Source organism: Microlunatus endophyticus, assembly GCF_014646195.1.
Classification (GTDB): domain Bacteria; phylum Actinomycetota; class Actinomycetes; order Propionibacteriales; family Propionibacteriaceae; genus Microlunatus; species Microlunatus endophyticus.
Map to the genome: position 1 here is coordinate 20,542 of NZ_BMMZ01000009.1, position 24,082 is coordinate 44,623.

Annotated in this window: 17 protein-coding genes; 6 read left to right on the top strand and 11 right to left on the bottom strand. The window is 65.8% G+C overall.

Going from position 1 to position 24,082, the window contains the following annotated elements; all coding sequences use genetic code 11:
- Positions 1-22: 22 nt before the first annotated feature.
- From IEY07_RS16645 to IEY07_RS24490, 7 genes are all read right to left on the bottom strand, one after another.
- The gene (locus IEY07_RS16645; RefSeq protein ID WP_188896532.1) at positions 23-1,471 is read right to left on the bottom strand and encodes an NAD-dependent malic enzyme; all 1,449 of its coding nucleotides are present in this window, start codon (positions 1,469-1,471) and stop codon (positions 23-25) included.
- Positions 1,468-2,817 carry a heterodisulfide reductase-related iron-sulfur binding cluster gene (locus IEY07_RS16650; protein WP_229670195.1) on the bottom strand — a complete coding sequence of 450 codons (1,350 nt, stop codon included), beginning with the start codon at positions 2,815-2,817 and terminating at the stop codon, positions 1,468-1,470. The genes IEY07_RS16645 and IEY07_RS16650 overlap by 4 nt, the downstream gene beginning before the upstream one ends.
- 66 nt (positions 2,818-2,883) lie before the next feature.
- The gene (locus tag IEY07_RS16655) at positions 2,884-4,107 is read right to left on the bottom strand and encodes an FAD-binding oxidoreductase (RefSeq protein WP_188896534.1); all 1,224 of its coding nucleotides are present in this window, start codon (positions 4,105-4,107) and stop codon (positions 2,884-2,886) included.
- Complete coding sequence (locus IEY07_RS16660; RefSeq protein ID WP_229670196.1) at positions 4,107-5,627, bottom strand: FAD-linked oxidase C-terminal domain-containing protein; 1,521 nt, start codon at positions 5,625-5,627, stop codon at positions 4,107-4,109. Before IEY07_RS16660 ends, IEY07_RS16655 begins: the two co-directional genes overlap by 1 nt.
- Positions 5,628-5,664: 37 nt before the next feature.
- Entirely contained in the window at positions 5,665-6,093 is a 429-nt protein-coding gene (locus IEY07_RS16665; protein ID WP_188896535.1) for a GlcG/HbpS family heme-binding protein, read from the bottom strand.
- Entirely contained in the window at positions 6,090-8,285 is a 2,196-nt protein-coding gene (locus IEY07_RS16670; protein WP_188896536.1) for a malate synthase G, read from the bottom strand. Before IEY07_RS16670 ends, IEY07_RS16665 begins: the two co-directional genes overlap by 4 nt.
- A gap of 253 nt (positions 8,286-8,538) precedes the next feature.
- Positions 8,539-8,673, bottom strand: a complete 135-nt coding sequence (locus IEY07_RS24490) for a hypothetical protein (protein WP_268239236.1) — start codon at positions 8,671-8,673, stop codon at positions 8,539-8,541.
- Between the two features lie 550 nt (positions 8,674-9,223).
- Between IEY07_RS24490 and IEY07_RS16675 the strand changes: the two genes are divergently transcribed.
- From IEY07_RS16675 to IEY07_RS16700, 6 genes are all read left to right on the top strand, one after another.
- Positions 9,224-10,534 carry an extracellular solute-binding protein gene (locus IEY07_RS16675; protein WP_188896537.1) on the top strand — a complete coding sequence of 437 codons (1,311 nt, stop codon included), beginning with the start codon at positions 9,224-9,226 and terminating at the stop codon, positions 10,532-10,534.
- A gap of 16 nt (positions 10,535-10,550) precedes the next feature.
- Positions 10,551-11,495 carry a carbohydrate ABC transporter permease gene (locus IEY07_RS16680; RefSeq protein WP_229670197.1) on the top strand — a complete coding sequence of 315 codons (945 nt, stop codon included), beginning with the start codon at positions 10,551-10,553 and terminating at the stop codon, positions 11,493-11,495.
- 27 nt (positions 11,496-11,522) lie between these two features.
- Positions 11,523-12,404 (top strand): carbohydrate ABC transporter permease, encoded by an 882-nt coding sequence (locus tag IEY07_RS16685; protein ID WP_188896538.1) that lies wholly within the window; start codon positions 11,523-11,525, stop codon positions 12,402-12,404.
- Positions 12,405-12,443: 39 nt separating this feature from the next.
- A complete protein-coding gene (locus IEY07_RS16690; RefSeq protein WP_188896539.1) occupies positions 12,444-15,170 on the top strand; it encodes a hypothetical protein in 2,727 nt (908 codons plus the stop codon).
- Positions 15,167-17,362, top strand: a complete 2,196-nt coding sequence (locus tag IEY07_RS16695; RefSeq protein ID WP_188896540.1) for an alpha-amylase family protein — start codon at positions 15,167-15,169, stop codon at positions 17,360-17,362. Before IEY07_RS16690 ends, IEY07_RS16695 begins: the two co-directional genes overlap by 4 nt.
- 99 nt (positions 17,363-17,461) lie before the next feature.
- Positions 17,462-18,223 carry an IclR family transcriptional regulator gene (locus tag IEY07_RS16700; RefSeq protein WP_188896541.1) on the top strand — a complete coding sequence of 254 codons (762 nt, stop codon included), beginning with the start codon at positions 17,462-17,464 and terminating at the stop codon, positions 18,221-18,223.
- 39 nt (positions 18,224-18,262) lie between these two features.
- On the opposite strand, the gene IEY07_RS16705 is transcribed toward IEY07_RS16700, so the two are convergent.
- The 4 genes from IEY07_RS16705 to IEY07_RS16720 form a co-directional block, all read right to left on the bottom strand.
- The gene (locus tag IEY07_RS16705; RefSeq protein WP_188896542.1) at positions 18,263-20,761 is read right to left on the bottom strand and encodes a hypothetical protein; all 2,499 of its coding nucleotides are present in this window, start codon (positions 20,759-20,761) and stop codon (positions 18,263-18,265) included.
- 104 nt (positions 20,762-20,865) lie between these two features.
- The gene (locus IEY07_RS16710) at positions 20,866-21,528 is read right to left on the bottom strand and encodes an MBL fold metallo-hydrolase (RefSeq protein ID WP_188896543.1); all 663 of its coding nucleotides are present in this window, start codon (positions 21,526-21,528) and stop codon (positions 20,866-20,868) included.
- Positions 21,525-22,400: an aldo/keto reductase gene (locus IEY07_RS16715; protein ID WP_188896544.1), complete on the bottom strand. Its 876-nt coding sequence runs from the start codon at positions 22,398-22,400 to the stop codon at positions 21,525-21,527. The genes IEY07_RS16710 and IEY07_RS16715 overlap by 4 nt, the downstream gene beginning before the upstream one ends.
- Before the next feature lie 97 nt (positions 22,401-22,497).
- Positions 22,498-23,973, bottom strand: a complete 1,476-nt coding sequence (locus IEY07_RS16720; protein ID WP_188896545.1) for an alpha-amylase family protein — start codon at positions 23,971-23,973, stop codon at positions 22,498-22,500.
- Positions 23,974-24,082 lie beyond the last annotated feature (109 nt).

Sequence of the window (24,082 nt, forward strand, 5' to 3'; positions counted from 1 at the left end):
CAACCACTCGGTATCCAGATGATCACAGCGCCGAGGAGCGGACGATCTCGTCGTCTCCAAGCTCGGTGTCTTTCGGGAGCTCGACCGGACCGCCCGCAGCCGTACGGACCGCAGCCGCCACCGCGGTGTGCACATCGGCATGGAACACACTCGGCGTGATGTAGGCGGCGTTCAGCTCCTCATCCTTGACCACCCCGGCGAGCGCGTGCGCCGCAGCAACCAACATCGGCGTCGTGACCTCCTTGGACTGGGCATCCAACAAGCCCCGGAAGACGCCAGGGAAGGCCAGAACGTTGTTGATCTGATTCGGATAGTCCGAACGACCGGTCGCCACCACCGCCGCATACCGACTCGCCTCCGCCGGATCCACCTCCGGATCAGGATTGGCCAACGCGAACACGATCGACCGCTCCGCCATCCTGGCGACATCGTCACCGGTGATCACGTTCGGAGCCGACACCCCGATGAAGACGTCGGCACCCACGATCGCTTTATGGATCGTGCCATCCACCCCAACCCGGTTCGTGTGCTCTGCGATCCACAACAGCTCGCCCGCGATGCCTTGCCGGCCGGAGTGCACGACACCGTCTATGTCTGTGACGACGAGGTTCCAGGCGCCGGCGGCCAACAACAGTTTGATGATCGCCGTTCCCGCCGCCCCGGCACCCGACATCACGATCCGGACGTCTTCGATCTGCTTGCCGACGACGCGCAAGGCGTTGAGCAGCGCGGCCAGGACGCAGATCGCAGTCCCGTGTTGATCATCGTGGAACACCGGAATGTCCAGTTCCTCGCGCAACCGGGCTTCGATCTCGAAACATCGCGGTGCCGCAATGTCCTCCAGGTTGATCCCGGCGAAACCCGGAGCCACTGCCCGCACGACGGAGATGATCTCCTCGGTGTCCTGGGTGTCCAGGCACAGCGGCCAGGCATCGATCCCACCGAACCGCTTGAACAAGGCAGCCTTGCCCTCCATCACCGGCAACGCCGCGTACGGACCCACGTTGCCCAGTCCAAGCACCGCGGACCCGTCGGTGATCACGGCGACGCTGTTGCGCTTGATCGTCAGCCGCCGCGCGTCCTCGGGATTCGCTGCCAGGGCAGTGGAAACGCGGGCGACGCCCGGGGTGTAGACCAGGGAAAGATCGTCACGGTTGCGAATCGGCCGCTTGCCGTCCATCGTGATCTTGCCACCGATATGGGCCAAGAACACCCGGTCCGACACCTTGCCGATCACAACGCCCGGGACAGCCCGCATCACTGCGACCAGTTCGTCGGCATGGGTGGTGTCCCGCGCCGCAACCGTCACATCGATCTGCAACCGCTGATGGCCGGACGCGGTCACGTCGAGGGCGGTGATGCTGCCGCCTGCCCGCTCGACCGCAATGGTGAGCGCGGACACCGACGAACCACCGGCCGGCACCTCGAGACGGACCGTGATCGAATTCGACACCGACGGGACAGCACTCATTGCGCACCAACCTTCTTCGGCGGGTCCAACCGCGGTTGCACGCCGCGGATGGAGAAGTCGATGAGCTGGATCGGGTGGTAGAGCGGGACCGCATCATCTCGTTCGGCGAGATAGCGGCGCACCTGGAGCAGGCAGCCGGCATTGCCGGTGGCGATCAGGTCCGGATGAGTGGTGGCGATGTTGGCCACCTTCCGCCTGCCGAGCTGCTCGGCCGGCTCGGGATTCGTCAGGTTGTAGGTCCCGGCCGATCCGCAGCAGATCTCCGATTCGGGGATGTCGCAGACCTCCAGCCCCGGGATGGTCCGCAACGCGGCCCGTGGCTGGCTGCGGACCTGCTGTCCGTGGGCCAGATGGCAGGCGTCGTGGTAGGCGACCCGGGCGTTGATCGGATGCCGGTCGGCAACCGGGCCGAGCTCGTCCAGGACCTCGGAGATGTCCCGACATTTCGCCGAGAAGGCAGCCGCGCGCTCGGCGTAGACCGGATCGTCACGGAGCAGATGGCCGTACTCCTTGATGTTGGCTCCGCAACCGGCGACGTTGGTGACGACGGCGTCGAGGCCGAGCGGCTCGAAGTCGTCGATCAACCTCCGGGCCTGGTCCAGCGCCACGTCCTCGCGCCCGACGTGTTCGGACAGTGCACCACAGCAGCCCTGATGCGTCGGCGCGAAGACCTCACATCCTTCGGCCGCCAGGACCCGGACGGTCGCCTGGTTGACGTCGTGGAAGAAGACCTGCTGCGCGCAGCCGGTGACGATCCCGACCCGCCGGCGTACGGGTCCCGTCGCCGCCGTGCGTTCCGGCAACCGGGCCATGACGTCGCCGATCCGTACCGGCGGCAACAGCGCCTCCATCGCCTGCAGCTTCTTCGGCAGCCGTCCCAGCACACCGGATCGTACGAGCACCGGCCGCAATGTGCGCTGGTAGACGGCCCCCGCAACCGCCGCCACCCGCAGCCGGTCGGGATGCGGGAAGAGTGCGAAGATCATCGCCCGCCAGACCCGGTCGGGCAGTCGGCGCCGATGGTGCCGTTCAATCTGCGGGCGGACCTCGGTGATCAACTTGTCGTATTGCACGCCGCTGGGACAGGCGGTCGTGCAGGCCAGACAGCCCAGGCAGTTGTCGAAGGACTGCACGAACGCGTCGTCGAGTTCGATCGTGCCCTCGTTGCCAGCCTTCATCAGATAGATCCGGCCGCGCGGCGAGTCCACCTCGTTGCCCCAGAGCTGATAGGTAGGGCACGACGACAAGCAGAATCCGCAGTGCACGCAGTCGGAGATCAACTCGTCCTCGGGCGGATGATGATCATCGAAGACGCGTCCCTGGCGGTCCAGGATCGACGCGCTCACGAAGGCATCGGACGGCTGGATCATCGCTGGTCCCTCCAAGACATGGGCATCGGTGGTCTGCTCGGCTCAGAACCAGGGCGCGAACCGGCCGGGGGCGAGTCGATGATCGGGATCGAAACGATCTTTGACGGCGCGCTGCAGTGCGGCGGCCGGCGGTTGCTCCGGCATCGGGGCCGACGTCCCGCGGACGCGATCCAGCTCGGGGTCCCGGTCGCGCAGCGCAAGGCTGCCGCCCAGGTGTTGGACGACGGCGCCGAGCTCGTCGACCATGGCCGCCTGCGCCGCTATCGGCCCGGACAGCCTGGCCGTGTGCAGCCCGAGGCCGGTGCTGCTGATCATGGAGACTGCGACCTGGTGCCGATCTGCGAGCTTGTCGATCTTCTCGGCGATCATCGGGAGCTGGTCGGGAAGCGTGCCGAGGCAGACGGTTGCGGGGGCGGGCTGCCCTGCGACAAGCTCAGGTCCCGAGATCCCTGAGGGTGTCGAAGGGGCTTCTGACACGATCTCCGGATTGTGGGCACCGGAGTCGCGCAATGCCCGGACGGCATGGTCACTCAATGCCTCGATCGTCCGCGCGGTGCCGTCGAGGCGGACCAGCAGATTACCCGTACCGGAAGGCGTTCCCGACCACTCGACGGCGCTCGGCTCGACACCGGAGCCGATCACCGCGGCGGTCGCACGGATCCCGCCGGTTGCATCCAGCTTGCAGAGGATGGTCCGGCTTGCCGCTGGCAGCGGATTGAGCCGGAGTACCACCTCGACGACCAGCGCCAGAGTGCCCAGGGATCCGTGCATGAGTTTGGTCAGGTCGTAGCCGGCGACGTTCTTGATCACGTGACCGCCGGCGCGGGCGATGGTGCCGTCGGCCAGGACCAGGGTGCAGCCGATCGAGAGGTCGCGCAGCGTGCCGTGCCGCAGTCGGCATGGACCGGCATCACCGGAGACGAGCAGACCGCCGATCGTTGCTCCGGCTGCCTGGGTCGGCGGGTCGATGGCCAGCCACTGCCCATGCTCGGCGAGGACCGGCTGCAAGGCATCCAGTGGCATGCCGGCCTGGACGGCGACGGTCATGTCACCGGGCCGGTAGTCGATGAGCTGGTCGAGGCCGGCGGTACTGATCTCCAGATCCGGAGAGTCGACGGGTCCGGCCCAACCCAGTTTGCTGCCCGCACCACTGATCAGAATCCTGACTCGCTCGCCCGCAGTGTCGCGGAGCAGCCGAGCCGCCGCCTCCAGGTCGGTCGGGCTCTGGTGATCATCGACGGCGGAAACCGTTCCGGCGGCGGCCATCAGCCGCGTCCGATCAGGCCGGTCGTCTCCAACGGGTGCGGCCGGTACTTCCCGGACCTCTCGCCACACAGTCGCGGGGTCGGAAAGATCTTGTCCGGGTTGGCCAGACCGTCCGGGTTGAAGGCGTTGCGGACCCGCTGCATGGTGTCGAGGTCGTCGTCGGAGAACATCGTCGGCATCGAGCAGGCCTTGTCCGCTCCGATGCCGTGCTCGCCGCTGAGCGCGCCGCCGAAGGCGACGCAAAGCTCGGCGATCGCGGTGGAGAGTTGTTCGGCGCGCTCAGTCTCCTCGGCATTGTCGGAGTCGAAGAGCACCAGCGGATGCAGATTCCCGTCGCCGGCATGGAAGACGTTGGCGACCCGGAGCGCGGCGGCGTTGGCCAGTTGGTCGATGCGGGTCAGGACCTCGGCAAGCCGGGTCCGCGGAATCACGCCGTCCTGGACCAGGTAGGCAGGACTGATCCGTCCCATGGCAGCGAAGGCGGACTTGCGCCCCTTCCAGATCAGGTCGCGCTCGTGTGGGGTCTGGGCGATCCTGATGTTGGTGGCGTGATTGTCGCGGCAGAGTCGCTCGGCGATCTCGAACTCCTCGCCGACTGCGGCGTCGAATCCGTCGACCTCGATCACCAGGGCGGCTCCGGCGTCCCGGTTGTAGCCGGCATGGGTGGCTGTCTCCACCGCTGAAATGGCGAGTTGATCAAGCATCTCGACCGCGGCCGGGATGACTCCGTGCGACACCAGGCCGCTGACCGCATCGGCAGCCTGTTCGGCTGTCGCGAAGTCGGCGACCAGAGTCCGGACCGCGACCGGACGGACCAGGAGCTTGACGATGATCTCGGTGACGATGCCGAGCGTGCCCTCGGAGCCGATGAACACCGCAAGCAGATCAGGACCGATCGGGTCTGCCGAGTTGCCACCCAGCTGGACGACCTCGCCCATGGGCGTGACGACGGTGACGGCGTGGATGTGATTGGTGGTGAAGCCGTACTTCAGGCAATGCGCACCACCGCTGTTCTCCGCGACATTGCCGCCGACACTGCAGACGATCTGGCTGGACGGGTCCGGGGCGAAGTACAGACCGTACGGCTCTGCCGCCGCCGACACCGCGCTGTTGGCCATCCCGGGTTGGACGGTCATCCGTCGGTTGTCGGCGTCGATCGCCAGCACCTTGCGCATCCGGGCAGTGCTGATCACGACGCTGTCCGGGCCGGGCAGCGCCCCGCCGGACAGACCGGTACCGGCCCCGCGCGGGACGAAGCTGACGCCGTACTCGGCACAGATCCTGACGGCCCTGGCGACGTCCTCGGTGGATTCGGCCAGCACGACCAGCGCCGGCCGCATCCGGAAGGCGGTGAGCCCGTCGCACTCGTACGCCTTCAGTCCGACCGCATCGGTGACCAGCTGCTCGGGCGGAAATGCCGCCTGGAAAGCACTTCGGGCCGCAGTGGCCCGCCCGGCCGCGGCCGGTTCGCTGGCGCCCAGCTCAGTACCCGTGACGGGGTGCGAGGTCGGATGCGGCACTGCGTGACCTTTCGGATGGCGTGATGCGTCGGGGTTCTCAGTCGGGCTGGGCGGTCAGACCCGCGGCGGCGATCCCCGCGATCACGACCTTCTCGTCATTGTCCGACGTGTCACCGGACGCTCCAACAACACCGACGACCGCGCCGTCGTCGAGGACCAGCACGCCGCCCGGAACCGCGACCAGCGCACCGCCGATCGCCGACGCGGCACCGGAGATGAAGTACGCCTGCTGTTCGGCACGACTCATCAGAGCCCGCGAGCCCATCCCCAGGGAGATGGCTCCGTACGCCTTGGCATGGGCGATCTCGAAGCGCTTGTTCGAGGCGCCGTCCTCGCGTTCGGCGGCGATCAGATGGCCGCCGGCGTCCAGCACGATCACCGCCATCGGCTTCAGATCCTCGGCGTGCGCGGTGTCCAGGGCTGCCGCAACGATGACCCGGGCAGCTGCCAGACCGAATGTGCTCACGAGGCACTCCTCACCGGTTCAGTGATCAACTTGTCTTTGACCTGCCGACGGTAGCGATGCAGGATCGGCTCGGTGTAGCCGTTCGGCTGAGCGGTGCCTTCGATGATCAAGGCCCGGGCGGCCAGGAACGCCTCGCCGTCGTAGCCCGGCGCCATCGGTCGATAGTCGGGGTCGCCGGAATTCTGCTCGTCGACCTTCACCGCCATCCGGCGCAGCGTCTCCTCGACCTGGTCCCGGCTGACGAGGCCGTGCAGCAGCCAGTTGGCGACATGCTGGGAGGAGATCCGGCACGTCGCGCGGTCCTCCATCAGGGCGACGTCGTCGATGTCAGGAACCTTCGAACAGCCGATCCCCTGGTCGACCCAACGGACGACGTAGCCGAGCACGCCCTGGATGTTGTTGTCGATCTCGACCTGCCGCTCCTCGGCGGTGTAGTCGCGGGCCGCCAAGGGGATTCGGAGCAGCTCTCGCCGGTCGGTGGGTGGTCGCGATGCCAGTTCCTGCTGTCGGGCGAAGACATCGACCTGGTGGTAGTGCAGCGCGTGCAGGGTGGCGGCGGTGGGAGACGGGACCCAGGCGGTGGTCGCGCCGGCCAGCGGCTGCTGGACCTTCTGTTCGAGCATGTCGGCCATCAGATCCGGCATCGCCCACATGCCCTTGCCGATCTGGGCGCGCCCCGGAAGCCCTGCCCGGATGCCGATGTCGACGTTGCGGTCCTCGTACGCCGTGATCCACGGCTGGCTCTTCATCTCCGCCTTGCGGACCACCGGGCCGGCATACATCGACGTGTGGATCTCGTCGCCGGTCCGGTCGAGGAAACCGGTGTTGATGAAGACGATCCGATCTCGGGCCGGGACCAGGGATGCGACGAGATTGGCCGACGTCCGGCGCTCCTCGTCCATGATGCCGAGCTTGATCGTCAGCGGCGCCAGGCCGAGCAGTTCCTCGACGTGAGCGAAGATGTCGGCGGTCAGCGCGACCTCGTCGGGCCCGTGCATCTTCGGCTTGACCACATACATCGAGCCCGTCAGCGAGTTGTTGAGCTGGGTTCGGCTCTGAAGATCGCGGAGCGAACCGAGCCCGGTCATGATCGCGTCGAGGATTCCCTCCGGCACCTGGTTGCCGGCGTTGTCCAGGATCGCGTCGGTGTTCATGTGGTGACCGACGTGGCGGACGAAGAGCAGGGAACGACCGCGCAGCGTCGCCGGGGAGCCGTCGGGGGCGGTGTAATCGCGGTCGGGATTCATCCGGCGGGTGAAGGTCCGTCCGGCCTTGGTCACCTCGGCCGAGAGCGTGCCGGCCATCAGCTGCAGCCAGTTGGTGTAGCCGAGCACCTTGTCCTCGGTGTCGACGGCCGCGATCGAGTCCTCGAGGTCCATGATCGTCGTCACGGCCGACTCGACCAGGACGTCCTTGATGCCGGCCGGGTCGTCGCGCCCGATGGGCGCCCGGCGATCGATCAGAATCTCCAGGTGCAGCCGGTTGTGGAGCAGGATCACGGATTCCGGGGCCGCCGGGTCGCCGCGGTATCCGACGAACTGGTCCGGATCCGCCAGTCCGACGGTGCCATTGTCGGATTGCTCGACGGCAAGCCGGCCGCCGGAGATCGCATAGCTCGTCGCGTTCCGGTGGCTCCCATCGGCGAGCGGCGCGACGGAGTCGAGGAAGTCCCGTACGCGATCCACCACGGCGGCGCCGCGGAGCGGGTTGTAGTCCGTACCGGGCGACTGGTCACCGGACTGGTCGATCGCGTCGGTGCCGTACAAAGCGTCGTAGAGCGAACCCCAGCGAGCATTGACCGCGTTGGCTGCATACCGCTTGTTGAGCAGCGGGACGACCAACTGCGGACCGGCCTGCTCGGCGATCTCGGTATCGACGTTTCCGGTATCGACCCGGACATCGCCCTTGTCATCGACCAGGTAACCGATGTCGGTCAGGAAGTCGAGGTACTTGTCCTCGTCGACCTGTCCGGGGGCAGCGCGGTGGTAGTCGTCGATCTTGGCCTGGATCTCGTCCCGGTCAGCGAGCAACCGGTCGATCCGCGGCGCGAGGTCGGCGAAGATCGTGGCCACACCCGACCAGAAGCTGCCGGACTCCAGCCCGGAACCCGGCAGCGCGACATCCTCGACGAACCGATGCAATCCGGCCGCCACGGACAGCCCCGCAACCTCGACGCGCTCTGTATCCGACATGAACGTCCCTTCGACGACACGGCCCCGACAGTTGTGCCACCGTCGACGACCCTTGCAGCAGCTATTCCACTTTACGGAATTGATACTCCGCGCACCGGAATTTAAGGTAAAGCATACCGACGTCCCGGTCAAGCGTGGACCGTCGGTCGGCACCGGCACACCATCATCGGGCGGTTCCGGAGTCCATGGCAACGCCCGATCCGCTCAGCGGCATCCTTCAACGGACGCGTCCGCCAATGCCGCCAGGATCTCCTTACGCGACCCCGGCGTCGTGCAGCGCGACCCGGTGACCGACCTCGGTGAACATCCGCAGCGGGTGCGGTGACGGCGATTGCGCAACGCAAACCGCCGCGCCGCGGTCGAGGATCGCAAGGTTGGCGGTTTCCACCAAGACACTGCACCAGCGTGTCCAATTCACGTCCCGCATACTCGCCCAGCGGCGCCTGCGCCTGATCGCCGAGCCTGATCAAACCGGCGCCGAGTGCGTGCCGTCGGGACAGCGACTGCGGGCGTGATCAACTCTGAAGAAGCTTCCGCACATCACCGGATACAACTCGGATCTGTGGCCCAGAGGGAACTCTCGGCAACCGGCCACGGCGTCGGATCGGTCCCGAGCCGGAACTTCGGCGGGGCCATTGACCCGCGTCAGCTCCTGCTCTACGCTAGCACGCAGTTTCCATGTCGTGGAGTTCAACTACCACATAGCGGAGCTTTTCTCACAAGGCCCTGCAGCCCTGCGGCTAGAACGTATGTCGGCATCCGGAAATCGCGTTTCACGATACGGCGCTTTCCGACAATCGCATAGCTCAATCCATCATGTCCAGTGGCTCGACGATGACTCACCTGGCGCGCGGCGATTCGACTGCACGCGCGGTGGCGTCACACGCCTTTCCGTTATGAGAGCCACGGATCGCTTCTCAGAGATCGGAGATTGGCCGATGACTCGCGGTAGCTCAACGATGTCCCGCCGCGCCCTGCTCACGACGTCAGGGCTCAGTGCCGCTGCACTCGCGCTCAGTTCCTGCGCGAAGGGCAACGGCAGCGCCGGCGCAGCAGCAGGTGGCGGTAGCAATATCGTCACCAGCGCCTCCTGGGAGGACGGCGTCGGCGACCTGCTCAAGGGCGCCATCGCGGACGCCTGGTCCAAGAAGTCCGGCAAGAAGATCCAGGCACAGGCCAGTGTCAGTTTCGACGACTACCAGACCCGGTTCCGCACCCTCCTCGCCGGCGGCGCACCGCCGGACGTCATGCGACTCAACGACGATTTCCTGGGAGAGATCTCCGGGAAGAAGCTGAGCAAGGACCTGGCGCCCTATTTCAAGAAGTCCGGCCTGAACAAGGACGACTTCTTCCCCATCTTCACCTGGTCGGACCTACCCAGCGGTCAGCGAGGACTGGTCGTCGCCCAGCAGGTGCGGGTGCTCTACTACAACAAGACGATGTTCCAGAAGGAAAACGTTCCGCTGCCGCCGACCGACTGGGTCGCGGACCACTGGACCTGGGACGACTTCCTGAGCGCCGCCAAGTCCCTGACGAAAGGAACCAGCCAGTACGGTGCGTCGATCTACCAGGACACCGGATACGAAGAGATCTGGTCCCGCAACAACGGCGGCGAGGGCACCTATTCGCCGGACGGTAAAAAGTTCACCCTGGCCGATCCCAAGGGCGTCGAGGCGATCCAGTGGGTCGCCGATCTGACCAACAAGTACCACGTGCAGCCGAAATGGGGCGACGTGACACCTGACCAGGCCGTCGAGCGGATGTTCGTCGCCGGCAAGCTCGGCATGATGCTGGCAACCTCGTCCGACATCGCCTACTACAACGAGAACGTCAAGGACTTCGAGTGGGATCTCGCGCCGATCCCGGCCAAGGTCAACCAGTACCAACAGGGCAGCGTCGTGCTCTACATCATTCCGGAGAAGGGCAAGAACCCTGACGCCGCCTGGGACTACCTCAATTTCGCGATCGGACCGGACGGCGGAAGGTTCATCGCCGAGGCCGGCGTCTCTGTCCCGGTGAACAAGAAGGCGGCGGAATCCCTGAAGAGTCCCGGCAAATACCCGGCCCACATCGACTTGCTCAGCTCGGGCGCCGACCACAACAAGATCGTCAACTACACGACGGCAGGTTCGGCCGCGGTCAGCCTCTTCCGTCCCCAGCTGCAGCGGGTCTACACCGGCGATCTCACCGCAGCCAAAGCGCTCGGAGGCATCCGCGCCCAGGTCGAGCAAGCGCTGGCGGCCGGCTGATCCGATGGTGACAACGATGTCCGACATGCCCGTCCGGGCAACCGGCCCGACCTCCGCTCCCGAGCGTCGTGCCAGTGCGCGGCGGGCACGACGCCGCATGACGCTGTACGGCTGGCTCTTCATCGGACCACTGATCCTGGGAATCCTCGCGTTCCAAGGGATCCCGGTCGTGGTCTCCATCTACACCTCCTTCACGAACTGGGACGGGATCACGACTCCGAAGTTCCTCGGATTCGGCAACTATGCCCGGATGTTCACCAAGGATCCGCAGTACTGGCGCACGCTGCTCAACACGATCGAGTTCACCGTCGGCGTCATTCCGCTCACGATCATCGGTGCCCTGTTGCTAGCGGTGCTGTGCAACGGCAAGGGCAAGGTCTCCAACGCCGTCTTCCGGACCGCGTACTTCACCCCGTACGTGACCAGCATCGTGGCGATCGGCCTGGTCTGGAGCCAGCTGTTCACACCGAGTGGTGTCCTGAACCAACTGCTGGCGAAGATCGGAATCGACGGCCCGTCATGGTTGACCGACGTGCACTGGGCCATGCCGGCCGTCATCCTGGTATCGGCCTGGCAGGCCATCGGCTATCCGATGGTGATCTTCTTGGCCGGACTGCAGAACATCCCGGAGACGCTCCACGAGGCTGCGAAGGTCGACGGGGCGAATTCCTGGAACCGTTTCCTCCGGGTCACCCTGCCGCTGCTGACACCGCAGATCTTCTTCGTGCTGATCACCCAGATCATCGCGTCGTTCCAGGTGTTCGCATTGATCTTCGTCATGACCAAGGGTGGTCCCGGCACGGCGACAACCGTCTACATCTATTACTTGTACCAGAACGGTTTCACCTTCGGTGATCTTGGATTCGCCTCCGCCATGGCGTGGATCCTGTTCCTGATCATCGGCCTGGTGACCTTCGCCCAGCTGCGGTTGCAACGTCGCTGGGTGTTCTACAACGACTAGTCCCGACTGCTGAAGAGAGCTAGTTCCATGTCGACCGAAGCCCAACTTGCTCCACCCAAGGCGATCCCGGCGCCGAGCGCAGCCGACGCGCACGCGGCGCGGTTCGTCGCCCGCGGCGCCCGATGGATCTTCATGCTGGTACTGGCTATCGCCTTCGCGACGCCATTGCTGTGGATGCTGGCAACATCGTTGAAGAGCGAGACCGATCTCAGTGCCCACACCCTGTCGCTGATCCCGCAACATTTCGTGTGGAGCAACTACGGGCAGGCATTCACGGCCATCAGCCCGTTCCTGTGGAATTCGGTGCAACTCGCCGTCATCAACGTCGTCGGTGTATTGGTGATCTCGTCGATTGCGGCGTACGCCTTTGCACGGCTGGAGTTCGCGGGCCGTGACATCGCGTTCTTCTTCGTGCTGGCGACGGCGATCATTCCGAGCATCGTGTTGCTCATCCCGCAATACATCATCTTCCAGCGGATCGGATGGGTCGATACCCAGTTGCCGCTGTGGGTGCCACGGGTGATGACACCCGTGTTCGGAACCTTCCTCCTGCGCCAGGCGTTCATGGGCCTGCCCCGTGAGCTCGATGACGCCGCCAAGATCGACGGTGTCAGCATCTTCGGCATCTACTGGCGGATCCTGTTGCCACAGGTCCGGCCGGCCGTCGCGGCGGTTGCCGTCTTCACCTTCATCGAGTCCTGGAACGATCTCTTCGGTCCGTTGATCTTCATCAACTCGACCAATCTGGCGACACTCCCGCTCGCGCTCGCCCAGTTCTCGGGCCAGTACTTCTCCACCACGACGCTGCTGATGGCCGCATCGGCGATCAGCATCCTGCCGGTCATCGTCGTGTTCCTGCTGGCACAGAGATATTTCGTGCAGGGCATCGCGGCCAGCGGCCTCCGATAAGCCCGACACCGTCCGCCACCTTCCGAGGAGACAGCTCAGTTGATCACCAATCCACCGTCAGCCTCCCGACTCGTCATCAGCCGCGACACGGCCGACCCGGTGCAGTCAGCACCGGCGCTCGACTGGGCGATCGGCGTCCTCACCGAGCGCCTGGCGACCTCCGGCATCGGCGTCGCAGCGACCGGCCCGGACGCCTCGGCGCACGTGAACCTGATCACCGAGGCGGGGGCTGCCGAATTCTACAGTTTCGAGACCTCCGGTGACGGCCCCTTGACGCTGCGGGCCTCGGATTCACGCGGCTTCGCCTACGGACTGCTCGACGTCGCCGATGCGGCTGGGGATGGTGCTGATCCCGCCGCCGTGCTGGCCGGGATCAGGACCGGTGATCATCCGGCGGCCGTCCCGGTCCGCGGAATCCAGCGCGACTTCGCCAATGTCGACCACGACAGTGCGTGGTTCCATGATCGCGATTTCTGGGCCGAGTATCTGGACTGGATCGCCACCAGTCGGGTCAACCGATTCCACCTAACTCTCGGCATGCAGTACAACTATTCACATGACACGGTGACGGACAACTACCTGTGTTTCGCCTATCCGTTTCTCTTCGACGTCGAGGGTTTCGACGTGCATGCGGCGGGCGTGGACGCTGCAGAGCAGCGTCGAAACCTGGAATCGCTGCGGTTCATCGCGTCCGAGACGGTTCGCCGCGGCCTGCACTTCCAGCTCGGCCTGTGGAATCACGCCTACGACTACGGGCCGGAGTCCAGGGAACGGTTCCCGATCAGCGGACTCGACGCGAGCAATCACGCCGACTACTCGGCGGCGGCGTTGGCCAAGCTGCTCGACCAGTGTCCCGGCATCGGTGGCTTCACCTTCCGGGTGCATTACGAGGGAGGCATCCCCGAGGACGGACACGAGTTGTTCTGGGACAAGGTGTTCACCGCGGCCTCGCAGTCCGGCAAGAGCCTCGAGATCGACATGCATGCCAAGGGTGTCGACGGACTGCTGCTGGAGTCACTGGCCTCAAAGCCGGGACTGCACCCGGTGATCTCCGGCAAGTACTGGGCCGAGCATTGTGGTCTGCCCTATCACCAGGCCTCCATCCGGGCTCGTGAGGCGGCCCGGCCTATCGAGGAGGGCGCGGATCTGCGCGGCGTCACCAACTACAGCCGTCGCTTCACCCGTTACGGCTACGGCGACTTCCTCGCAGAGGATCGTCCTTCCGACTTCATGTTCAGGATCTGGCCCGGTACCCAACGCCTGTTATTGTCCGGCGATCCCGAGCTTGCCGCCGGTTTCGGCCGTTACAGCACCTTCGCGGGCTCACGGGGTGTCGACCTGTGCGAGCCGCTGTTCTTCAAGGGACGCGACGACACCGCGGCACACGGTGCGCGAGATCCGTACGCAGCTTCCGATCTCCAGCTGGGCGTCCGGGACTGGACGAAATACAAGTACACCTATCTGCTGTGGGGACGACTGCTCCACGACCCGGACTGCGACCCCAGGATCTGGCGTCGCTACCTCGCGGACACCTACGGTGCGGCGGCGTCTGCGGTCGAGGGCGCCTTGAGTTCGCTGAGCAAGGTGCTGCCGCTGGTCACGGTCACCCACGGGGCCAGCGGGTCGAACAACCTCTACTGGCCGGAGATGTACGCGAACGTGCCGATCTCGGCCAGGATCCATGCCGGAGTACCAGTCAGCGTACGCAAACCTGATCCTCGCGCTGAGAAGCTCGGGATCTCGTACGCCTACTCCGTGCACTTCGACGAAGCTGCCCGTGGCGATGCACTGATCGAGTACACGGCCGACGAGGAGAGCGAACTCATCGACGAGTTGATCATCCACGACACCGACGACGCCAATAACTGGGGTGGGATCAGCCCGTTCGATCCGACGTTGTTCTATTCGGTGGACGGATACGTCGACGATCTCGTCAACTCCCGGCTCGACGCCCGCTACACCCCGCTCGAGGTCGCTGGATGGCTCGAGGACCTGGTCCGCCGCGGTGAACAGCACCTGTCTTTCCTGCGCACCGCCCAGACGGATGGTGGCGCGCCCGACCAGGCCCAGTTGCGGCGTACAGTGCTGGACCTGGAGATCCTCGCCCGTCTCGGCACCTTTTTCGCCGGCAAGTTCCGTTCCGCCGTGCAGTACTCGACCTACACCGCGACCAAGGACGTCTCCCTGCTCGCGAGGTGCATCGCGACCTATCGTCCTGCCAGGGACGCCTATGCCGAGATCGCGGAGCTGGCGGCGGGCGTCTATCAACCACAGCTGATGTTCGGGAAGGAACCGTACGAGGGCGGCACCTGGGCCGACCGCTTGCCATCGATCGACCGCGATCTTGCCGCACTGCGCGCCGAGCTGGACGAGGCCCCGGCCGGCACCCCGACCAGTGTGGTGGACGATCCGCCAGGGCGCTTGGCCGATCCGGGCATCCATCACGAGCCACCGACTGCCTTCGACCGAGGCGCGCCACTCGAGCTCACTGTGACGGGCGGCTCCGAGCTGGCAGAGGTCGTCCTGCACTATCGACACGTCGACCAGGCCGAGGCGTTCCAGCAACTGGCCATGACAGCGACGAATGACGGCTACAACGCCACCATCGACGCCGGTTATACAGCCAGCAGCTTTCCGTTGATCTACTTCTTCGCGATCAAGGACAGGTCCGGGCAGCAAGCCGTAGTGCCGGGTTTCGAACCGGGGTTGGCGAACCAGCCCTATGTGCTGATCCACAGCAGCTCCAGAAAGGGATTCCACTCATGACCGCCGCCGATCCGTGGTACCGCACAACGTTGCGCTGGGCCCAGACCAACCTGACCGAGATCGATCCGCAGCGATACGACGACGCCTGGTGGCGCAAGCACTGGCACGACACGGCAGTCCAGGGCGCGATCATCAACGCCGGCGGAATCGTCGCCTACTATCCGTCGAAATTCGAGCTGCATCATCGCGCCGTGGCGCTGGGTGACCGCGATCTGTACGGCGAGATCGTGGCCTCGGCGCGCGACGAGGGACTGGCTGTCGTCGCGAGGATGGACTCCAACCGGGTCGACGAAGCCTTCTACCGCGCACATCCGGAGTGGATCTGCCGCGACATCGACGGCCAGCCGATCACGGTCGCCGACAAGTGGGTCACCTGCATCAACTCCCCCTACTACCGGGAGTACCTTCCCGACGTCCTCAGGGAGATCATCGAACGCAGCCACCCGGATGGGTTCGCCGACAACAGTTGGGCAGGCCTCCCCCGCCAATCGATCTGCTACTGCAGTCATTGCGCCGAGCTCTTCCGCACTGCCACCGGATTCGAGCTCCCTCATGATCACGATTGGGATGCGCCACAGTATCGGGCCTGGATCAGGTGGAGCTACCAGCGGCGTACCGACCTGTGGGATCTCAACAACCGGGTCACCACCGAAGCCGGCGGCCCCGACTGCCTCTGGTTCGGGATGATCAGCGGTGAGGTGCTGCGGAATTCGGACCGATCCATCGACCTTCGGCAGATCCTGTCGAGGTCGGAGTTGATCATGCTCGACCACCAGCATCGCAATCAGGTCGACGGTTTCGAGCAGAACACCGAGGCCGGCAAGCGGCTGCACGAGCTGCTCGGCTGGGACAAGCTCATCCCCGAGAGCACACCGCAGTACCAGCTCGGCGTACCGGCGTTCCGGGTCGCGGCGATGCCTGCGGCAGAGGTCCGCCTGTGGGCGACGGCAGGCTTCGCGGGCGGAATCCAGCCGTGGTGGCACCACATCGGCTCCCGGCACGACGATCGTCGCCAGTACCGGACGGCCGCGCCGCTCTTCGGCTGGCATCGGGACAACTCCGACATCCTCACCGACAGGACGCCGATCGCCGACGTCGGCATCGTCTGGTCGCAGGAGAACAACGACTTCGCCGGCCGCGACAGTGCCGCCGAGCGGACCCTCGACCCGTACAAGGGTGTGGTCCGAGCCGTGAATGCTGCGGGCCTCGGCTACCTGCCGTTGCATGCCGACGATCTGGTCGCCGCCTCCGGCCGCGTCAGGGTGATCGTGCTGCCGAATGTCGAAGTGCTGGCCGATGATCAGGTGGCTGCCGTCCGACGATTCGTCGAGCGGGGTGGATCGGTGATCATCTCCGGTCCGGTGGCGCTGCAGGACGGCGACGGCAACCCCCGATCCGACTCCGCGCTTGCCGATCTGTTCGGCGTGCACCTGACCGGAGAGTCGTTCGGTGCCCGGAGCCTGGCAGACTTCAACATCGAGACCCACGCGCGGCACAGCTACCTGCGACTGACGCCGGAACTACGTGCCCGGTTCGACGGCCCCAGCGACACCTCGGCGCCGGAGCCTGTAGGCAGCCGGCACCCGGTCGTTACCGGCCTCGACGAGACCGATCTGATCGCCTTCGGTGGTTACCTCCCGGTCGCGCAGGTCGAGGATGCCGAGGTGCTGGCCACCTTCGTCCCGGACTTCCCGATCTATCCCCCGGAGACCTCGTGGATGCGCGAGCCGCGCACCGAGGTGCCGGCGATCATCGCCAAGCAGCTGCCGGCGGGCGGTCGTCTGGTGTGGCTGCTGGCCGATCTGGACCGCAGCTATGCCCGCGACGAGCAACCGGACCACGCCACCATCATCGGCAATGCCGTGCGGTGGGCAATCGGTGATCGTCCGGCCTTCACCATCGATGCCGATGGGCTGGTGAGTGCGTCGCTGTACGGGCAGCCGGGACGCCGGATCCTGCATCTGACCAACCGGGTCCTGACCTCCCGGGTCCCCGGCCGGGAGGCGCATCTGGTCCCGGTCGGTCCGGTCGCGGTGCGGGTACGCCACGAGGGCCCGACCGAGCCGAGGATCACCTCCCGGGTCACCGGCGTCGAGCTGACCGGCAAGGCGGAAGACGGCTATGTCAGCTTCGAGGTCGACAAGATCACCGATCATGAGGTGATCGTCATCGAGGACCTGGCGGTGCAGTGACAGTGCCGATCGACCGGCTCGCTGCACCCTTGACGCTGTGCTACCTTCCACGCAGCGTGGATATCGGCCGGGTGCACCCTTGGAGGCAGTGAGCGGGAGATGGTGGCTACCAGGATTTCGGGAGGAGTCCAGTCGGTCGAGCGAGCGTTCTATCTGCTCGAACTGCTCGCCGACAGCGGGGACCTATCCTTGACCGAACTGTCGAACGCCATCGATCTGCCGGCCCCGACCACCCACCGCTTCCTGAAGACCCTGGTGTCCCTGGGCTACGTACGCCAGCTGCCGAACAGGCGCTACGGGCTCGGACTCGGCCTGGTCCGGCTGGCCGGTCGCGTCGACGCCCAGTTCGGTCCGATCGCCATGCCGCACCTCGACACCCTGGCCCGGGAGACCGGCGAGTCGGCCAACCTTGCCGTGCTCGAGGGCGACATGGTCGTCTACATCGGCCAGTCGCCCTCTCCGCATCCGATGCGGATGTTCACCGAGGTCGGTCATCGGGCGCACACGCACTCGACCGGAGTCGGCAAGGCGATCCTGGCGCAGCTGCCGGACGACCAGGTGGCCCGCATCGTCCAGCGAGCAGGAATGCCTGCTGCGACCGAACGGACGATCACCGATGTCGCCAAATTGCGGACCGAGTTGAACCGCATCCGGCGCGCCGGATATGCCACCGACAACGGCGAGCAGGAGAACGGTGTTTTCTGTTACGCCGTGGCAGTGCCGGACGTCCCGATCTCGATGGCGATCTCCATTTCCGGCCCGGCGTTTCGGGTCACCAAGGAGCTCGGCAAGAAGGCGGTCCCGCTGCTGATCAGCGAGGCCACGGCGATCTCGCAGGAACTGCTCGGAGTCCTCGACTGACCCGGGGCAACGGCCCTGCTGCTGGTCAGCCCGACATGCTCAGCTCGGCATGATCAGGTAGTACGGCTGGTTGGCCAGGTCTGCTTCGAATCCGGGATGTAGTGCGACCGCACCATTGTCGTGCTCAACGACGAAGAAGTACATCAGCGGATAGGTCGACTTGGTGTAGTCCCCAGGGATGGTCCCGACCAGCTGACCGGATCTCGCTTCAAGATCAACCGTCTCCCAATGCTCGGCCTGGTTGACGTGGCGGTACCGCAACCGCACGCCGGTGACATTGGCTGCTGGCGCAACCGACAGCATCACATCGTCCCCTGGCTCGTACGACTCGGGCGGCTGATGCTGCAGGCCGGTGCTCGCCGGACGATCGGGCACGGCGACCCTCGCCGGCCGGCCGGGCTCGTCGGCGCAGGCCTTGAGTTCACGTGCCATCGCATCGACATCGGCTTCGATCGCGGTCAGCCGGTCGGCCCAGTTGCCGTGCTCGTTGCGTTCCGGCCCGAAACGCAGATTCGACTGGTAGATTCCCTCGCTGGCATCGATCAGCTCGATCCAGGCATCCCGCGCCTCGCGGTTCGCGACCAGTGCCGATTCCAGTCGGGTGCGGTCGCCGGTCTGCTGATAGATCGCGTAGTCGGCCGCCGAGCGGAACCGGGCCGCGAAGAAGCTGCCCAGGTAGGAAAGGATCACCGCGTCGACAGCCGTACGGCGCAGTTGCGGGTCCGGCTCCGGTGCCGATCGCAGGATCTTGACATGCTCGTCGGCCTCGGCGACGAATCCGGAGATCCAGTCGGCGACTTCGAGCGGGGTGTAGCGACCGTCCAGTCGTCCGGCCAGCGCATCGGCCGCCCATTCGTTGATCACGTAGAAGGTCGTCGGGTCGAAGGGACTGACGGTCCCCCACATCGGCGGCGTCTCGGTGTCCTTGCCGTAGTGACCGGGGTCGACCCCCTGGGTGACCGGCAGGCTGGTGTACATCTCGGGCCAGTTGCCGTTGTTCGATCCGCCGACGCCGTGGACGACCGTGACCAGCGGCAGGATCCGACTCAGCGGGGCCAGCGCCTTCTCGACGGCCTCGGCATAGTCGCCATAGGTCTGGCGCAGATAGCCGCGCCACTCGTCAGCCGGGGCGTCGGGGTTGTAGAGCTTGCGTCCCCAGAGCCGGTAGGTGTACTTGTACTTCGTCCAGTCCGCCAGGCCGAGCCGAAGATCGTCGGCGATGTAGGGATCGCGACGGCCGGGGACGCCGCTTCCCTTGCGTCCTTTGAAGAACAGCGGCTCGCAGACGTCGATGCCGATCGCGCCGGCGAAGGTCGACAGCCGGCCGTAGCCTGCCGCCAGTGCCGGGTCGCCCCAGAGCAGCAGCTTCTGCGTCCCGGGCCAGACCCGGAAGATCAGATCGGTGCGACGGTCGGTGTTCAGGAAGTCGCCGTAGCCGTAGCGCGTGAAGCGTCGGGAGAATTCCGTGATGGCAGTCAGCTCATGGCCCGGAGGAACGGGCTTGGACTCCTCCATCCTGCGGATCGAGGCCTGGTGATACGGCAGGCCCTGGTGCTCGGCCCAGTACTTAGCGCCCAGCACCGGCTTGAGTCCGGGCTTGTCCACCGCGTCGAGCAGCGCGTCGTCGACGCCTTTGGCGTGCATGTCCACCTGGAGCGGCTTGCCGGTCGCCGACAACGCGTCGAAAACCTTTCCCCAGAAGCGTTCGTGGCCCTCGTCGGGGATGCCGCCCTCGTAGTGCACACGGAACGAGAAGCCGTCGATATCCGGGCACTCCCGCAGCAGTTCGGTGATCGCCGCGGCACAGTAGTCGGCGTGGGTGTCGGGTGTCAGCCCGGTGATCGGGAAGCGATGGACCGAATTCCGGCCGTAGTCGTACGCGTGGTTCCACAGTCCCATCTGGAAATCCAGCCCGCGGCGCTTGGTCTCGGCGATGATGAATTTCAGGATCTCCAGGTTGCGGTCCCGTTCCTCGTCGCTGACGCCCTCGGCACGCACGTCCCAGCCCGGTACGTCGAGGAAGAACGGGTAAGCGAAGCAGAGGTAGTTGTCCGTCGCGCCGTTGAGATCGGCGCCGTAGTTGTACTGCATCCCCAAGGTCAGGTGGAACCGGCTGAATCGTGCCTGCGCGATCCAATCGAGGTAGTCGACCCAGAACTCCCGGCTGGTGAACCATCCCAGGTCCTCGTCGACGCTGGAGAAGGAGCGCATGATTCCACGGACGGGCATGGCAGCCGCAGCGCTGCGCCCGTCCAGTCCGGCGACGGCAGACCGAAGATCACCGGCCAGACTCAGCTGATCAGCGAGCCCGACCAGCCCGTACGACGCACCGACCGCATCGGTGGCCGTGATCAGCAACCGATCATCGGAGGCGGCGTAGGCATAGCCCTGCGGGCCGATGTCGCCGGCGACCAGCTCCACCGACGGCCCGTCAGCCGTCCCTCCGGTGCGACCGGTCAGGATCTCCGCTGCCCACCGAACCGGCGGACCGTCGAGCTCAGGGGCAATTGTCAACGTCACTGTTGTGTCGTCTGCCATGGGATCACTTTCGGATCGTGGAATTTCACTGCCAGATATCGGACTCATCATGGCATGACTGTCGCCTGTCGGCAAGGCATCGCCCCAGCGCGAAACGCCCGGAATCAAGCTCCCGCGGTGACGGTGAACGCGTTGTCGTGCCCTGGGACGACCACGACAGCGGTGGCGGCGATCTCATCCAGGCAGCGGCGCGCCGCCTCTCGGTCGACGGTGTTGAAGAACACCTCCCGGCCGATCAGGAAGTCCCGGGTCATCACCGCGTCACCGGCGATGATCACGGTGCCCTCATCGGCCTCCAGCCGTACGGAACTATGTCCCGCGGTGTGACCCGGAGTGGCGATCACCCGGACTCCGCTGACGAGCACGTCCGGCGCCGGTTGCAGTCGCGCCCGCAGCAGCGCGTCGGGCGGGTCGGAGGCCGATTGTGCGGCGTCCTCGGCCCAACTCTCCAACTCTGCGCCGGCCATCCACCAGGTGGCGCCTGCGAAGGCGTCCAGACCGACCCGATGATCACCGTGCCGATGGGTGACAAACACGGCGTCGACATCGTCAGGCCGCAGTCCGGCCCGCTGATCGAGCACCTGCGTCATCGCTTCGGCCGGGAGGCCCGGATCGACGACCAGGGTGAGATCCCGGGTCCGGACCAGGGTGCTCGTGCACCAGGCCCGCCGGACGGCATGATCATCCGGCTCACCCCAGAACCGGTTCCGGCTGAGATTGCCGATGTTCAGCACGTCCCAGCGCAGTCCGGCGCTGCCTGGACTCACTCGGCATCCTCGGCCTGATAGATGTGGGCGGTCATCCGGGGCAGGTCCGCAAGATCGAAATCGGGCGCGAACGACTCGACCAGGTCCACATTGAGATCGACCTCGTCCGGCCAGCGCATCCCGACGATCGGCGCATGCACCCGTGAGTCGGCCAGGACGAATTCCAGCGCGGTGCGGTACACGTCGCGCGCCCGCGCCCACTCCGGTGCCAGCTGTCGCACGGTCCGCTGCAGAATCCCGGAGGTCATGGTGCGCATGGTGATCACGCCGACGTTGTGTTCCCTCGCGGCATTGAGGATGTGCCGGGCTGCGGACTGGTAGATCAGGTTGTAGGCCAGTTGGTAGACGTCGATGTCGGGCTCGGTGAGGAACGGCAGTGCCGTCCACGGCTCCTCGGCGGTGATGCCGATGAAGCCGATCACGCCCTGCTGCTTGAGCTCCCGCAATGCCTGCAGCGGTCCGCCGCTGACGATGTGGTCATGATCGGCAGGGGTGTAGAAGCCGCCGTGGAACTGGACGATGTCCAGGTGATCGGTCTGCAGCCGGTCGAGGCTGGCATGGACGCTGTCGATCACATCCCGACGGGAACGGCCCTCCCAGTTGACCTTGGTCGCGAGCACGCATTCGTCGCGGCGGGGCTTCATCACCTCACCGATGATCGACTCGCTGTTGCCGGCGCCGTAGCTGGGAGCGGTGTCGATGTAGCTGATGCCCCGGTCCAACGCGTGGTTGACCGTGCCGATCGCCGTCGCCCGACCGGCAGCCGACCAGGGATCCCAGTCATGGGCACGATTCACGCCGCCGAAGGGGTAGCCGCCGAGGATGAGCCGGGAGACAACGAGGCCGGTACGGCCGAGGGTGATGGTCTGCACAGCACTCCTTCACAATCGTCGATGGTGGACTGCAGTCTGCGGTCCATCGGTAGCTGGGATCCAGCCGCGCCATTCCAGCAGCGTCAGTCCAGCAGCGTCAGTCCAGCAGCTGCAGCTCGCGCAGGGCGGCTCCAACGCCGGACAGGTTGTCCAGTCGCATCTCGGAGTACTTGCGGCTGATCACCACCCCTTGGGCTCCACCCTCGAAGGCTGCCAGGGTCGCCGCCTTGACCGACTCCGGGGTGCACCGGGTCAGTTGATCACCCGAGTCGAGCCGGCTGCTGATCCCGCTGGCGTCGGCGGTGATGTCCTTCTGCCTGGTCTGCGAGCCGGCCCGGCCCACGGGGATGTCCACGTCGATCCCCGGCCAGATGTCGGCCCGCCCCTCGACGCCGGCGACTGCACGCTCGGTCTCCCGGCGCACATAGTCGGCGCTGAATCCGGTGCTCGGCAACGACTCGTACGCCGCCTCCTCCAGCCCGAGGATCTTGAGCACCAGAGGGTAGACCTCCTCGGGTGTCGCGTCGGCGAACAGGCTGTGGCAGATGTTGTCGATCCAGGTGTGGAATCGCGGACCGGCACAGTTGTCGTAGCTGACGACCTTGATGAAGTCGGAGAAGTGGCTCATCGCCGAGTAGTCCTGGTCGGCCCGGTAGAACGGGCTGAAGGAGATGTTGTGATACACGTGCCAGCCGACCTGCACCTCCGGTCGGGCGGCCTTCACCGTGCCGTAGATGTCGCGATACATCTGATGCTGGCTGTCGGTCCACAAACTCTGCCAGCTGATCAACTCCGGATACTGCAAGAGCAGTCGCCAGAAGGAGACGAAGGCCCCGTCGGAGCCGGTGTCCCCGACCGCCACCCGGGCATTCCAGGCCACGAGCTTGCGGTAGCCCTCCTGGGCCCTGCGCCAGTCGATGTTGCGGTCGGCGGCAATCTCCCGGCAATAGCGGCAGAAGCACGTGACCAGGCCCAGCCCCTGGGCCGTCGGGCCCTGCATCAACATCGTCAGCGGCCCGGGGCGCTCCGAACACCAGGCCAGACCGTCGATCTCGTAGTGGCTGAGATAGTCCTCGACGATCGCCAGATGCCAGTTGCGATAGTCCGGGTTGTTGAAACACGGCCGCCGCGCAGGCTTGTTCCAGATGTCGACTTCCATGGTGGACAGGAAGTTCGGGTAACGCCGCAGCTCGTCGGCGTAGCTGCTCTCCTCGATCCAGGCGAAGCTCTGCATCCCTCGTCGTTTCGCCTCGGGGATCACGTCGCCGAGCAGGTCGAAGTCCGGATGTTCCGGTGCCCGCCCGGCAGGACCGATGGCCGTACGCCCGTAGTGCTCCGGATGCACCCGCGCGTAGTTGCCGCCGACCCAGTCCAGGTCGTACTCCTGCTTGCCGTGATCGGGCAGCGGGAAGCCGGGCACCTGACGGCCACCGGTACCGCGGGTCCAGGTCGGCGTCGCGAGGAAGAGGGCATTCACCCCGGCCCGTTCGCCGACCGTGTCGAGCACTTCGGTCACTCCCTCGTCGACGAACGATACGGCGCCGACCTGAAGGGCAACGACGGGATCAGGCATGGATTCTCCTTGTCTGCGGGGACATCGGTGGCACTTACCACAGTAGAGGAACCGATTTCATGATCACGCCGGGCGGCGCTGCAGGCCGGACGTGGCTGGGGATCTGCTG